Source organism: Streptomyces sp. NPDC055966 (assembly GCF_042269865.1).
In the GTDB taxonomy this organism is placed as follows: Bacteria; Actinomycetota; Actinomycetes; order Streptomycetales; family Streptomycetaceae; genus Streptomyces.
Genome location: NZ_JBHJYK010000012.1, coordinates 172,313 through 184,696 on the forward strand (window position 1 = coordinate 172,313; position 12,384 = coordinate 184,696).

The window sequence follows — 12,384 nt, forward strand, 5'->3', positions numbered from 1 at the left end:
CGCTCCATCACCTCAAGGAGGCTCACTGCCATGGCAGTCGACACGCCCGACAACTCCGTGAACCCCGGCCCGATCATGGGTCTGATCCTCGGCTCCTGGCAGTCGCGGATCCTGCTCGCGGCCGTCGAGTACGACCTGTTCACCGAAGTGTCCAAGGGCCCGGTCACGACCGCCGAACTGGCGAAGCGGCTCGGCCTCGTCGAGCGCGGCGCGAACGACCTGCTCGCCGGACTCGTCCACCTCGGCCTGCTGGAGTCGGCCGACGGCACGTTCACCAACGCCCCGGTCAGCGACGCGTTCCTGGTCAAGGGCCGCCCCGCCTACCTCGGCGGCTACCTGCACTTCTGCGAGCAGGAGCTGAACCCGGCGTGGCAGGGCCTGGCCGAGTCGCTGCGCACCGGCAAGCCGCAGAACCAGGCCGCGGTCGCGGGCAACCCGTACGACACGCTGTACGCGGACGCCGACGCCACCGACGGGTTCCTGGACAGCATGGACCTGCTGAGCGCGCCGATCGCGCAGGCCCTCAGCCGCATCGACTGGAGCGGCTACACCTCCTTCGTCGACATCGGCGGCGCCCGCGGCAACTTCGCGCACGAGGTCGTCAAGCACAACGCGCACCTGAAGGGCGCGGTCTTCGACCTGCCGCCGCTGCGGTCCGCCTTCGACCGGCACATGGCCCGGCTCGGCGACAGCGAACTCACCTTCCACGGCGGCGACTTCTTCAAGGACGAACTGCCGCAGGCCGACGTCCTCGTCTTCGGTCACGTCCTGCACAACTGGGGCGTCGAGGACCGCATCGCCCTGCTCAAGCGGGCCTACGACGCGCTCCGGCCGGGCGGCGCCGTGTTCGTCTACGACCCGATGGCGGGCGGCGAACAGCCGTCGATGCACGGCGCCCTGGCCGGTCTGACCATGCTCGTGTGGTCCCGCGGCGGCCATGAGTACTCCGCCGACGAACTGCACGGCTGGCTGCGCGAGGCCGGCTTCACGCCCGAGACCGTCGAGGTCGACGGGCTGCACGAGGACGTCCTGGTCATCGGCCGCAAGGCCGCCTGAGCACCCGGCCGCAGAAGACAGCGCACACCTGAGGAGTCGACGATGCCGACCACGTCGTACGTCCGGCCGGAGATAGGCCGCCCGGACATCGCCACCGCCCTGGTGGAGGAGGTCACCGGCGGTGACCCCGAGCGCCTGCGGGACGCCGGGGCCGCGGTCCTCGCGCACTGGGAGTCCGCCCCGTGGCCCGAGGGCCTCGCGTCCGTGTCCCTGTTCCACGGCACCGACGGCACATCGCTGCTGGTCTACGCCCAGTTCACGGCGGACACCGAGGACAGCGCGCGCACGGCCTTCGAGGCGCTGCGCCCGGACTGGCACGCCCTCGGCTACGAGCCGGGCGATCCCGCCGCGTTCCGGCTGTACCGCAGGGTGCAGCCCACCGTGCTGCCCGACCCGCTCCCGCCGGTCGGCTGCTACCCGGCCGCCTTCTTCGCCATGCGGGACGGGGAGACGGCGCGCGCCTGGGTCGACGGGCTCCTCGGCACCGAGGAGAAGACCGTCGGCGAGGACCGGGCCTACCCCGGGGCGATCGCGGCCAACTTCCATGTCAGCGCGGACGACGACGGGATCTTCCTGCTGTCAGAGTGGGCTTCGGAGGCGGAGGCGCTCGTCCACATCAAGGCGGAGATCGAGCCGCTCCTGGAGTACATGGGGCAGGCGGAGGCCGGAGCGGGCCGCCGCTACGAGTTCCACGCCACCCGTACGAACTGACCCGTACACCCGTACACCCGTACACCCTTGCACCCTTGCACCCGAAGAGAATTGAAGGGCACCCCCTTGGCAACCCCGACCACACGGACGGCACTGTCCGCGCGCGACGTCGTCTTCGGCTTCGGCGCACACAGCGTCATCGGCGACATGCCGGTGCTGCTCCAGATGGCCCAACTGGCCGACCGGGAACGGCTCGACCTCTTCTCACTGTCGGACCACCCCTATATCGGGCAGCGCCTGGACGCGTACGCCACCGTCGGCTTCGTCGTCGGCCGCACCCAGCACCTCGCGGGGTTCGCCAACGTCAGCAATCTGCCGACGCGGCCCCCGGCCATGCTGGCGCGGACGGTGACGACCCTGTCCGCGCTCTCCGAGGGCCGGGTGGTGCTCGGCATGGGCGCCGGCGGGCTGTGGGAGCGGATCGCCGACATGGGCGTCGAACCGCTCACCCCCGCCCAGGCCGTGGAGGCCTTCGAGGAGGCGATCGTCCTCGTCAGGAAGCTGTCCGGCGGCGGCCCGCCGGTCACCTTCAAGGGCCGCCACTACCACGTCGAGCAGATCGAACCGGCCCCTGTCGCGGCGCCCCCGGTGTGGACCGGATCGGTCGGCCCCAAGTCCCTCGCCGCCACCGGCCGGGTGGCCGACGGCTGGATCCCGGGCCACGCGGCCGACTGGCTGAGCGCGCGCTACCGCGCGTCCCGCCCGGTCGTCGACGAGGCGGCGCGGTCCGCGGGCCGTGACCCGCGCGAGGTCCGCACCGTCTTCAACTTCCCCGGCCAGATCACCGAACGGCCGCTGGCCAGGACGCGCGACGGCGACGGCCGCTGGATCGGCGGCAGCGTCGAGCAGTGGACCGAGGAGCTGACCGCGGCGGTCGTCGAGCACGGCGCGTCGGGCTTCATGCTCTTCTCGCCCCGCGGCGGAACCCCGGACCTGACCTCCCTCGGCCACTGGGCCGGCGAGATCGCCCCGGCCGTACGCGAGGCCGTCGCCAGGCACGCCGGCTAGCCCCCCGGCCCGGCACACACCACCCCACGACCTTTCTCCTCCTCTCGAAGGACTTTCCATGACCAGCAGGCTTGAGAACAAGACGGCGCTCGTCACCGGCGCCAGCCGGGGCATCGGGCGTGCCATCGCCCTGCGGCTCGCGCAGGACGGTGCCGTCGTCGCGGTGAACTACTCCGGCAACGAGACCGCGGCGAAGGAGACCGTGGCGCTCATCGAGGAGGCCGGCGGCCGCGCCTTCACCGTGCAGGCCAGCCTCGGCACGCCGGGCGCGATCGAGCAGCTCCTGGACGGCACCCGGGCGGGCCTGGTCGAGCTCACCGGCTCGGACCGGCTCGACATCCTGATCAACAACGCCGCCGCCACCGGCTTCGCGGGCGCCGGCCCCGCCGCGGTCACCGAGGAGATCCTCGACAACTGCTACAACATCAACGCCAAGGCGCCGTTCCTCCTCATCCAGAAGGCCCTTGAGCTGATCCCCGACGGCGGCCACATCGTCAACGTGTCGTCCGGCGTCACCCACTCCGCGTTCCCGATCCAGATCGCGTACGCGATGAGCAAGGGTGCCCTGGAGCAGATCACCCTGCACATGGCGCCGGTCCTGGCGCCCCGCAACATCACCATCAACACGGTCGCCCCGGGCGTCACCAACAACGGCGACCCGGTGTTCGAGGACCCCGAGGCCGTCAAGCAGATGTCCGCGCTGTCGGCCTTCGACCGGGTCGGCCAGGTGGACGAGGTCGCCGACATCGTCGCGTTCGTCGCCTCGGACGAGGCCCGTTGGATGACCGGTTCGTTCGTGGACGCCACCGGCGGCACCCTTCTCGGCTGAGGAGCCCATCATGCAGAACGAGATCCAGTCGGCGGTGGGCTTCGCCCACGCCAAGCCGGAGAAGGCGGCGGAGCTGGGCGCGCTGCTCGTCTCCTTCGCCGAGCGCTCCCGCACCGAGCCCGGCTGCCTGGGCAGTTGGATCAACCAGGACGCGCAGGACCCGAACCTCTTCGTGTTCTACGAGATCTGGGCGACCCGCAAGGACCTGGCCCGCCACCTCGGGCAGTCGTACATGAAGGAGTTCCTGGCCGGCCGCGACGCCTACCTCCAGAAGGAGCTGGAGGTACGGCAGTTGACGCTCGCCGGTACCCCGGAGCAGACCGAGGCCGCCGACCCGGCCGAGATGAACCAGAAGTACCTGGACGCCTACGCCGCCCGCGACATCGACGCGATCATGGCGGTCTACGCGCCGGGCGCCGCGGCCGTCTGGGAGCCCGGCAAGGCCGTCAGCGGCGACGAACACCGCGCAGCCGTCGTCGAGTTCCTCAAGCTGGACCCGCAGCTGTCGGCCAAGGTCGCCGAGAGCTACGTCGTCGGCGACACCGCCGCGCTCGTCGTCGACTGGAGCATCACGGTGCCCTCGAAGCCCGAGATGACCGGCACCGGACGTGGCCTCGACGTCCTGAAGAAGAACGCCCGGGGCGAGTGGCGTTACGTGATGACCAACCCGTTCGGGAGCGTGTGACATGAAGATCGAAGGCAGTGTCGCCGTCGTCACCGGCGCCGCGAGCGGCATCGGCAAGGCGATCGCCGAGGCCCTGGCCGCCGCCGGCGCCCGGGGCGTCGTCGTCTCCGACATCGACGCCGAGGGCGCCGAGAAGGTCGCCGCCGGCATCGGCGCCCCGGCGCTCGCGGTGGTGGCCGACGTCGCCGACGAGGCGTCGATCCAGGCCCTGGTCGACCGCGCCCGGGAGCGGTTCGGCTCCGTCGACATCTTCGTCTCCAACGCCGGGCTGACCGTGACGGGCAGCTACGACGCATCGGACGAGGACTGGAAGCGCGCCCTCGACGTCAACATGATGTCGCACGTGTGGGCGGCCCGCGCCGTGGTCCCGGCCATGCTGGAGGCCGGCCGGGGGCACCTGGTGCAGACGATCGCGGCCTGCGGGGTGCTCACCGCGTTCGGCGCGGCGCCGTACTCCGTCGCCAAGATGGGCGCCGTCGCGTTCGCCGAGTACCTCGCCGTCGAGTACGGCCACCGCGGTCTCGGCGTCTCGTGTCTGATGCCCCAGGCGGTCAACACCCCGATGCTGGCCGCCAGCGTCAGCAGCAACGAGCAGCTGGCCAAGCTGAAGGAGGTCTCCGAGGTCCTTGAGCCCGAGCAGGTGGCCAAGGCCGCCCTTGAGGCGATCGAGGAGAACCGGATCCACGTCTTCACGCACCAGGGTTCGGCCGACTCCTTCCGGCAGCGGGCCGAGGACGCCGACGTGTGGGTGGCCCAGATGCGCGCCATCCGCCACGGCGCCCACGCCTGACGACGGGCCGTCCGCACGGGTGCGGGGCGCCTGCCCCGCCCCGCACCCGTGCCGCCGTTGCCCTCGCCGTATCCGGTTCGGGCTCACAGGAAGGAAAAACATGTCCGAGGAAACACTGCGCCTTGCCGTGATCATCGGTTCGTCCCGTGTGGGCCGCACCGGTCCGGCCGTCGCGCGCTGGTTCGTCGAGGAGGCCGAGGCCTGCGCGATGTACGACGTCGACGTCCTCGACCTGGCCGACGTGGAACTGCCGTTGTCGCTGACGCAGGAGCCCGGGGGCGAGTCCGCCGAGCTGCTCGCCTCCGTCGCCGCACGCCTCGACGCGGCGGACGCGTACGTCGTGGTCACGCCGGAGTACAACCACAGCTTCACCGCCCCGATGAAGAACCTGATCGACTGGCACCGCGCCGAATGGCAGGCCAAGCCGGTCGCGTTCGTCTCCTACGGCGGTCTGTCCGGCGGGCTGCGGGCCGTCGAGCAGCTGCGCCTGGTCTTCGCGGAGCTGCACGCGGCCACGATCCGCGACACGGTCAGCTTCCACGGCGTGTGGCAGCACATCGGCGACGACGGTGTGCTGCGCGCGCCCGACGCCGCCGTCCCGGCCAAGGCCATGCTTGAAAAGCTCCAGTGGTGGGCCTGTGCCCTCAAGGACGCCCGCACCGCGCGTCCCTACGTCGCCTGAAACCAGGGAGAGTCATGAGTCTCATCAGGGTGGAGGACGGCTACTTCACGCTGTTCAACATCTTTCACACCGAGGGCCCCGACGGGCAGCAGGTGCTGTTCGACCAGTGGCGCAGCCTGCCGCCGGCGAACGTTCAGCCGGGCCTGGTCTCGGGCAACTTCCACCGGGGGCTCGACGGCCGCTCGGTGGTCAACTACGCGCAGTGGGAGAGCAAGGAGGCCTACGACGCCTTCATGAGCGAGCGGGCCACCAAGGGCCGCCTCGGCAGCGCCCTGAGCGTCTCCCGCCTGGACAACATCCCCTGCGAGGTCGTCCACACCTGGCACCCCGAGCCCCGCATCAGCCTCGACGAGCCGCGCTTCACCGTGGTCATCGTGGTCACGTCGAAGCCCGAGGACCAGACGCAGGTCCTCAAGGAGATGACGTACGACCCCGAGGAGCTGGCGACCACCCCGGGCTACGTGTCGCACGCCGTGCACCGGGGTCTGTCCGGCGAGCACGTCATCAAGTACGCGCAGTGGGAGGACGAGGAGAGCTTCCGCGCCTTCCTCGCGCGGCCCAAGGAGCCGTCCGCCCTCGACGACCTGGACGGCGTGCGGGCCGAGCTCTACTTCAGCGAGATCGAGTACATCAGGGAGCGGGTGTGAGCAGCGGGTCGGCATGGCACGACGCCGGGGCGCTCGACACCGCGGCCGGTGCGGCGGGCCGTGGCGCCGAGAGCGCGGACGCGGCCGGGCGCCTCGCCCCGGACACCGTCGAGGCCCTGGCCGCGGCCGGGTTCACCAGCGCCTTCGCCCCGGCGGGGCAGGGCGGCGCCGGGGCCACGTTCGAGGCGGTGACCCGGGCCGTCGCCGCGATCGGCGAGGGCTGCACGTCCGCCGCCTGGCTCGCCTCCCTGTGGGCGTACAACGGGCGCTTCAGCGCCTTCCTGCCGGAGGAGGGCCGCGAGGAGGTCTGGGCGAAGGGCCCCGGCACCCGCCTCGTGAGCTCGATGGTCGCGGCCGGCGTCGAGGCCGAGGAGGTGGACGGCGGCTGGTCGCTGTCCGGCAGGTGGCTCTACGTCAGCGGCGTCGAGTTCGCCGACTGGGCGCTGCTCAGCTCGGCGCCGCCGCGCGAGGGCGACCGCTCGATCCGGGTGTTCGCGGTGCCCAGGGACTCCTTCACGCACGAGGAGTCCTGGTCGACGCTCGGCATGCGCGCCACCGGAAGCCACACCCTACTGGTGGAGCGGGCGTTCGTGCCGCGCTACCGCTCGTTCGTCTGGGACGACATGCGCCGGGGCAGCCTGCCGGCGCCGGCCGGGTCCCCGGCGCATGCGGCGCCGCTGTTCGCGGTGAACGGGCTGACCTTCGCGGCGCCCGTCCTCGGCGCGGCCCGCGCCGCGCTGCGCCTGGTCGAGCAGCACCTGGGCAAGCAGCCGAGCGGGGCCCGGGCGGCGGCCCGGGAGACGGCCCGTATCGCCTACACCCGCGCGGCGGGCGAGATCGACGCGGCGGCGCTGCTGCTCGCGCGGGTCGCCGCGACCGCCGACGGGGGCGGGCTCGCCGAGGACGGCGCGGCCGTGCGCAACCACCGTGACGCCACACTCGCGGTGGAGCTGCTCGTCGGCGCGGTGGACCGGCTGTTCCACGTGACCGGGACCCGCGGGCAGGCCACCTCCCACCCGATGCAGCGCATCTGGCGGGACGTCCACGCGGCGGGCTCGCACGCCGCCCTGCAGTTCGAGCCGGCCGCGCTCGCCTACACGCAGCGGCTGATCGCGGCCTGAGGGTGCCTCAGCCGCGGACCGCGGCAGCCCCGTGGCCGGGTTCGACGAAGACCACGGGGCCGTCGTTGTCCCGCACGACGCGGCCGAGCAGCGCGGCGAGAGTGTCCCGCCCCTCGGCGTCGAGACCGGCCGGCAGCTGTCCGATGCGCCGGCAGGCGTCGGTGTAGAAGCGGTCGGCGAGGCGTGCGCCGCGCGCGGTGAGTGCCGCGCGCACCGCACGGCTGTCGTGCGGATCGCTCTCGCGCCGTACCAGGCCGTTGTTCTCGGTGCGGTCCACCAGACCGGTCAGACTCGATTTGGCGAGTCCGAGCATCGAGCACAGCTCGCTCATTCCGTACGGCTGCGCCATCAACACGCACAGCAGCTGACCCTGTTGCGGCGTCAGGCCGTGCTCACGGCTCACCTGGGCATACACGGCGTTGACCAGGAACGACGACCGCACCAGTGCGGCCGCGAGCCCCATCGTGCCGTCGTCGTCTTCACGCTTGGCCACGAATGCAGCGTAGCACCCGAATATCGAAAGTTCGTAGCAGGAACTTCCAGTTCTTAACGGGGATATGTAGTTCCTGAAGTTCTTCTGCATTGTGGTTCGCAGTACGAATCACTAGCGTTTTTGAGCAGTGCCCGACGCAATTTCTTTGGTTTGTGGAGCGTGAATCATGAGTCGTAAAGTCGCCGTTGTCGGCGGAGGCTACGGGGGCGCCGCGGTGGCCAAGGCCCTTCAGTCCGAGGCCGAGGTCGTCCTGATCGACCCGCGTGACGCCTTCGCCAACGTGGCGGGGTCGCTGCGCGCACTGGCCCAGCCCGAGTGGGCGCCCAACATGTTCTTCCCGTTCAAGACGCTGCTCACCGAGGGCCAGGTCATCCAGGACCGCGCCGTCTCGGTGGACCCCACCGGTGTCACCCTGGCCTCGGGCAAGCACGTCGCGGCCGACTACGTGGTCCTGGCCACCGGCTCCAGCTACGCCTACCCGGCCAACCCCGCCGCCGCCACCGTGGAGGCGGCGCTCGCGGACTTCCGTGCCTCGCACAAGGAGCTGCTCCAGGCGGACAACGTCCTCATCCTCGGCGCCGGCCCGGTCGGCCTCGAACTCGCCGGTGAGATCAAGCAGGTCTGGCCGGACAAGAAGGTGACCATCGTCGACCCGGCCGAGGAGCTGCTCCCCGGCTTCAAGCCCGAGGTCGTCGAGGACCTGCACGGCCAGCTCGCCGCCCTGGGCATCGAGGTCCGCCTCGGCACCGGCCTGACGGCCGAGCCGGCCACCGCCTCCGGCCAGGCCGGTTCCTTCACCGTCACCACCACCGCCGGTGACGAGATCACCGCCGACGTCTGGTACCGCGCCTTCGGCACGACCATCAACAACGACTACCTCGCCGACGGCAAGCTCACCGCCCTCACCGAGCAGGGCCAGGTCCCCGTGACCGAGAAGCTCAACGTCAAGGGCCACGACCACGTCTACGCGGTCGGCGACATCACCGACGTCGCCGAGGCCAAGATGGCCGGCTACGCGATGCAGCACGCCGAGGTCGTCGCCAAGAACATCATCGCCCAGATCAAGGGCGAGGAGCCGACGGAGACCTACCAGCCGCTGGGCTTCCCGATGATCCTCCTGCCGCTCGGCAGCGAGGGCGGCGTCGGCCAGCTCCCCTCGCCCGAGGGCCCGTTCGTCGCCCCGGCCGAGATGGTCTCCCAGTTCAAGGGCCAGGACCTGTTCACCGGCCGCTTCGTCGGCCAGCTGGGCCCCACGGCCGCCTGATCCGGCGACCGTCCCGCTCCACCGCACCACCGCACCACCCGAGCTCGCCGCGCGAGCTCGCCGGTTCCTCCATCCCCCGTCGGGACCGGCGAGTTCGTGCGGCGTTCGCGTTTCCCGACCCGTTCCCACGACCACGGAGACGACGCCCATGCCACCGTCCACGGACACCACGGACACCATGGACCTCACCGGCCCCGTCCTGCGCATCGAGAAGGGCAGCCCCGACGCGACCGAACTCGCCGCGCTCACCGCCGTGCTGCTCGCCCGCGCGGCCGCCGTCAGCCCGGAGCAGGAGCACGCCGAGGGCCCCGAGCCCGCACGCCGCACCGCACGCTGGCGGCGCCTCGAACGGCGCACCCGCGCCGGCACACCGCGCAGCTGGCGCGACGACGCACACCGACGATGAGCGCGACCGACGTCAGCGCACCCCCGGCCGGCGCCGCGCGCGCCGCACTGCCGCACCCCGGTGAACCCGGCGTCCCCGTCGGCCACTTCGTCCGCCGCCTGGTCCGCCGCCGCCTCGCCCGGTGCCTGGCGACGGTCAGGAGATGAGGGCGGCACCCGGGGACCACCTACCGCCCGGAGTTGTTGATCCCATGGCCCAGCTGCCCACCACCGATGCCTTCCGGGCCCGCGAGATCACCCTCGACGCCGCCGGGATCCCGCTGTCGGCACTGATCGCCGAGCCGCCCTCCGGCCGGCCCCGGGCCGTCGTGGTCGCGGTGCACGGCGGCGGCATGCGGGCCGGCTACTTCGACAGCCGGGCCCGCCCCGGACTGTCGCTGCTCTCCCTCGGCGCCGGCCTCGGCTACACGGTCCTGTCCGTCGACCGCCCCGGCTACGGCAGTTCGGCGCCCCACCTGCCGCGCGGCCAGCACCTGGCGGAGCAGGCGGCGACCCTGCACGACGGCCTCGCCCACTTCGCCGCCACCCATGACACCGGCGCGGGCATCTTCCTCGTGGCCCACTCCAACGGCGGCAAGCTCGCCCTGGCCGCGGCCGCCGAGGAGCGCGGCCTAGGCCTGATCGGCCTGGACATCTCCGGCCTCGGCAGCCGCCTCGCCGTACGCACCGACCAGCTGCCGGGCCGGCACGGCCACGGTGACTGGCGCCGCCACTGGGGCTCGTTGCGGCTCTACCCGCCGGACGCCTTCCGGCAGGGCCGCCACCTCGTGTCGCCGGTGCCCGAACTGGAGGCGCACGAGGGGCCGTTGTGGCCCGGCATGTACCCGCGGATCGCCCGCCGGGTACGGGTCCCGGTCCGGTTCACCTTCGCCGAGCAGGAGCAGTGGTGGCTGTTCGACGACGACGCCCTGGCGGCCCTGCGCCGCCCGCTGGCCGCCCCCACCACCGTGATCGCCCACCAGCCGGACGCCGGGCACAACCTGAGCCTCGGCTGGGCGGCCCGCACCTACCACCTCAAGGCCCTCGGCTTCCTGGAGGACTGTCTGCTCGCCAAGGACGCGGAGCCCGCCCGGCCGGTGAGCCGACCGGTCCCCGCGGCGTGAGCCCCGATCGGGGACACGAACCGCCGAAGCCGCCGAAGTCACCCGGAGACAGGCAGAGATGAGCATCGACACGCTTGACACTCTTGCGCCTCTTGAAGACGCCGAGCACGTCCCGGCACAGACCGGTCCCGCCCGCGTCCGCTCCCTCGCCGGAGCGGTCGTACGGCCCGCACTGCTCGCGGGGGAGGAGCACGAGGCTCCGGACCCGTCGATCTTCCGCGGCACCGACTGAGAGCCGTGCCCGTGCCCCGTCCGGCACGCACCCACCCACCGATCCACCGCCACCACCCACCTTCCTGGAGAGACATGTCCCGCCGTCTGTTCACCTCGGAGTCCGTGACCGAGGGCCATCCCGACAAGATCGCCGACCAGATCAGCGACACCGTCCTGGACGCCCTGCTCGCCCAGGACCCGGCCGCGCGCGTCGCCGTGGAGACCCTGATCACGACCGGTCAGGTGCACATCGCCGGCGAGGTGACGACCACCGCGTACGCGGACATCGCCACGCTCGTCCGCGACAAGATCCTGGAGATCGGCTACGACTCCTCCGCGAAGGGCTTCGACGGCGCCTCCTGCGGTGTGTCGGTGTCCATCGGCGCCCAGTCGCCGGACATCGCGCAGGGCGTCGACACCGCCTACGAGTCCCGCGTCGAGGGCACCGGCGACGAGCTGGCCGCCCAGGGCGCCGGCGACCAGGGCATCATGTTCGGCTACGCCACCGACGAGACGCCGACCCTGATGCCGCTGCCGATCGAGCTGGCGCACCGCCTCTCGCGGCGCCTCACCGAGGTCCGCAAGGACGGCACCGTCCCCTACCTGCGCCCCGACGGCAAGACCCAGGTCACCATCGAGTACCTGGGCAGCCGGCCGGTCCGTCTGGACACCGTCGTCGTCTCCTCGCAGCACGCCCCGGACATCGACCTGGACGGGCTGCTGGTCCCGGACGTGCGCGAACACGTCGTCGAGCACGTCCTCGCCGCGCTCGCCGAGGACGGCATCAAGCTGGAGACCGAGGGCTACCGCCTGCTGGTCAACCCGACCGGCCGCTTCGAGATCGGCGGCCCGATGGGCGACGCGGGCCTGACCGGTCGCAAGATCATCATCGACACCTACGGCGGCTACGCCCGGCACGGCGGCGGCGCGTTCTCCGGCAAGGACCCGTCCAAGGTGGACCGTTCGGCGGCGTACGCGATGCGCTGGGTCGCCAAGAACGTGGTCGCCGCGGGCCTGGCCTCACGCTGCGAGGTGCAGGTCGCGTACGCCATCGGCAAGGCCGAGCCCGTCGGTCTGTTCGTCGAGACCTTCGGCACCGGGAAGGCCCCCCAGGAGTCCATCGAGCAGGCCATCGCCCAGGTCTTCGATCTGCGCCCCGCCGCGATCATCCGTGACCTCGACCTGCTGCGGCCCGTCTACGCCCAGACGGCGGCCTACGGCCACTTCGGCCGCGAGCTGCCCGACTTCACCTGGGAGCGCACCGACCGGGCCCAGGCGCTCCGGGCCGCCGCGGGCATCTGACGCTCTGTCCGAATCCACCCCCAGGAATCACGCGTCCCGAGGGTGGCGGGGCCCGGCCCGTCCGGCGCCCGCCAC

The 12,384-nt window shown here is 71.9% G+C and carries 16 protein-coding genes; 15 read left to right on the forward strand and 1 reads right to left on the reverse strand.

The window, feature by feature from the left end:
- The first annotated feature begins 30 nt into the window (after positions 1-30).
- From ACFC8N_RS25625 to ACFC8N_RS25665, 9 genes are all read left to right on the forward strand, one after another.
- Positions 31-1,056 (forward strand): methyltransferase, encoded by a 1,026-nt coding sequence (locus ACFC8N_RS25625; protein ID WP_356030362.1) that lies wholly within the window; start codon positions 31-33, stop codon positions 1,054-1,056.
- Between the two features lie 42 nt (positions 1,057-1,098).
- Entirely contained in the window at positions 1,099-1,767 is a 669-nt protein-coding gene (locus ACFC8N_RS25630) for a hypothetical protein (RefSeq protein ID WP_376290040.1), read from the forward strand.
- A 66-nt stretch (positions 1,768-1,833) separates the two neighbouring features.
- Positions 1,834-2,775, forward strand: a complete 942-nt coding sequence (locus tag ACFC8N_RS25635) for an LLM class flavin-dependent oxidoreductase (protein WP_356030360.1) — start codon at positions 1,834-1,836, stop codon at positions 2,773-2,775.
- Positions 2,776-2,833: 58 nt separating this feature from the next.
- A complete protein-coding gene (locus tag ACFC8N_RS25640) occupies positions 2,834-3,604 on the forward strand; it encodes an SDR family oxidoreductase (RefSeq protein ID WP_356030358.1) in 771 nt (256 codons plus the stop codon).
- A gap of 10 nt (positions 3,605-3,614) precedes the next feature.
- Entirely contained in the window at positions 3,615-4,289 is a 675-nt protein-coding gene (locus ACFC8N_RS25645) for an antibiotic biosynthesis monooxygenase (protein WP_376290044.1), read from the forward strand.
- Between the two features lies 1 nt (position 4,290).
- Positions 4,291-5,079 (forward strand): SDR family oxidoreductase, encoded by a 789-nt coding sequence (locus ACFC8N_RS25650; protein WP_356030355.1) that lies wholly within the window; start codon positions 4,291-4,293, stop codon positions 5,077-5,079.
- Between the two features lie 100 nt (positions 5,080-5,179).
- A complete protein-coding gene (locus ACFC8N_RS25655) occupies positions 5,180-5,761 on the forward strand; it encodes an NAD(P)H-dependent oxidoreductase (protein ID WP_356030354.1) in 582 nt (193 codons plus the stop codon).
- A gap of 14 nt (positions 5,762-5,775) precedes the next feature.
- Positions 5,776-6,408 (forward strand): antibiotic biosynthesis monooxygenase family protein, encoded by a 633-nt coding sequence (locus tag ACFC8N_RS25660; RefSeq protein WP_356030352.1) that lies wholly within the window; start codon positions 5,776-5,778, stop codon positions 6,406-6,408.
- Positions 6,405-7,529, forward strand: coding sequence for an acyl-CoA dehydrogenase family protein (locus ACFC8N_RS25665; RefSeq protein WP_362822069.1), 1,125 nt, complete (start codon positions 6,405-6,407; stop codon positions 7,527-7,529). The genes ACFC8N_RS25660 and ACFC8N_RS25665 overlap by 4 nt, the downstream gene beginning before the upstream one ends.
- A gap of 7 nt (positions 7,530-7,536) precedes the next feature.
- Here ACFC8N_RS25665 and ACFC8N_RS25670 read toward each other — a convergent pair whose 3' ends face one another.
- Entirely contained in the window at positions 7,537-7,992 is a 456-nt protein-coding gene (locus ACFC8N_RS25670) for a MarR family winged helix-turn-helix transcriptional regulator (RefSeq protein ID WP_356030428.1), read from the reverse strand.
- A gap of 196 nt (positions 7,993-8,188) precedes the next feature.
- On the opposite strand from ACFC8N_RS25670, the gene ACFC8N_RS25675 reads away from it, so the two are divergent.
- The 6 genes from ACFC8N_RS25675 (at position 8,189) to metK (ending at position 12,309) form a co-directional block, all read left to right on the forward strand.
- Positions 8,189-9,286: an FAD-dependent oxidoreductase gene (locus ACFC8N_RS25675; protein ID WP_356030350.1), complete on the forward strand. Its 1,098-nt coding sequence runs from the start codon at positions 8,189-8,191 to the stop codon at positions 9,284-9,286.
- A 148-nt stretch (positions 9,287-9,434) separates the two neighbouring features.
- The gene (locus ACFC8N_RS25680) at positions 9,435-9,692 is read left to right on the forward strand and encodes an acyl-CoA carboxylase epsilon subunit (protein WP_376290048.1); all 258 of its coding nucleotides are present in this window, start codon (positions 9,435-9,437) and stop codon (positions 9,690-9,692) included.
- Positions 9,689-9,838, forward strand: a complete 150-nt coding sequence (locus ACFC8N_RS25685) for a hypothetical protein (protein ID WP_356030348.1) — start codon at positions 9,689-9,691, stop codon at positions 9,836-9,838. Before ACFC8N_RS25680 ends, ACFC8N_RS25685 begins: the two co-directional genes overlap by 4 nt.
- Before the next feature lie 44 nt (positions 9,839-9,882).
- Positions 9,883-10,794: a serine aminopeptidase domain-containing protein gene (locus ACFC8N_RS25690; RefSeq protein WP_376290051.1), complete on the forward strand. Its 912-nt coding sequence runs from the start codon at positions 9,883-9,885 to the stop codon at positions 10,792-10,794.
- Between the two features lie 58 nt (positions 10,795-10,852).
- Complete coding sequence (locus ACFC8N_RS25695) at positions 10,853-11,026, forward strand: hypothetical protein (RefSeq protein ID WP_356030345.1); 174 nt, start codon at positions 10,853-10,855, stop codon at positions 11,024-11,026.
- Positions 11,027-11,100: 74 nt separating this feature from the next.
- Positions 11,101-12,309: a methionine adenosyltransferase gene (metK, locus tag ACFC8N_RS25700; RefSeq protein WP_376290054.1), complete on the forward strand. Its 1,209-nt coding sequence runs from the start codon at positions 11,101-11,103 to the stop codon at positions 12,307-12,309.
- The last annotated feature ends 75 nt before the right edge of the window (positions 12,310-12,384 follow it).

Bases quoted from the DNA above. Each gene is read 5' to 3' on its own strand.
- ACFC8N_RS25660 (WP_356030352.1), top strand. From the start codon at position 5,776: ATGAGTCTCATCAGGGTGGAGGACGGCTACTTCACGCTGTTCAACATC.
- ACFC8N_RS25690 (WP_376290051.1), top strand. From the start codon at position 9,883: ATGGCCCAGCTGCCCACCACCGATGCCTTCCGGGCCCGCGAGATCACC.
- ACFC8N_RS25645 (WP_376290044.1), top strand. From the start codon at position 3,615: ATGCAGAACGAGATCCAGTCGGCGGTGGGCTTCGCCCACGCCAAGCCG.
- ACFC8N_RS25670 (WP_356030428.1), bottom strand. From the start codon at position 7,992: ATGGGGCTCGCGGCCGCACTGGTGCGGTCGTCGTTCCTGGTCAACGCC.
- ACFC8N_RS25655 (WP_356030354.1), top strand. From the start codon at position 5,180: ATGTCCGAGGAAACACTGCGCCTTGCCGTGATCATCGGTTCGTCCCGT.
- ACFC8N_RS25685 (WP_356030348.1), top strand. From the start codon at position 9,689: ATGAGCGCGACCGACGTCAGCGCACCCCCGGCCGGCGCCGCGCGCGCC.
- ACFC8N_RS25640 (WP_356030358.1), top strand. From the start codon at position 2,834: ATGACCAGCAGGCTTGAGAACAAGACGGCGCTCGTCACCGGCGCCAGC.
- ACFC8N_RS25650 (WP_356030355.1), top strand. From the start codon at position 4,291: ATGAAGATCGAAGGCAGTGTCGCCGTCGTCACCGGCGCCGCGAGCGGC.
- ACFC8N_RS25625 (WP_356030362.1), top strand. From the start codon at position 31: ATGGCAGTCGACACGCCCGACAACTCCGTGAACCCCGGCCCGATCATG.
- ACFC8N_RS25680 (WP_376290048.1), top strand. From the start codon at position 9,435: ATGCCACCGTCCACGGACACCACGGACACCATGGACCTCACCGGCCCC.
- ACFC8N_RS25630 (WP_376290040.1), top strand. From the start codon at position 1,099: ATGCCGACCACGTCGTACGTCCGGCCGGAGATAGGCCGCCCGGACATC.
- metK (WP_376290054.1), top strand. From the start codon at position 11,101: ATGTCCCGCCGTCTGTTCACCTCGGAGTCCGTGACCGAGGGCCATCCC.
- ACFC8N_RS25675 (WP_356030350.1), top strand. From the start codon at position 8,189: ATGAGTCGTAAAGTCGCCGTTGTCGGCGGAGGCTACGGGGGCGCCGCG.
- ACFC8N_RS25695 (WP_356030345.1), top strand. From the start codon at position 10,853: ATGAGCATCGACACGCTTGACACTCTTGCGCCTCTTGAAGACGCCGAG.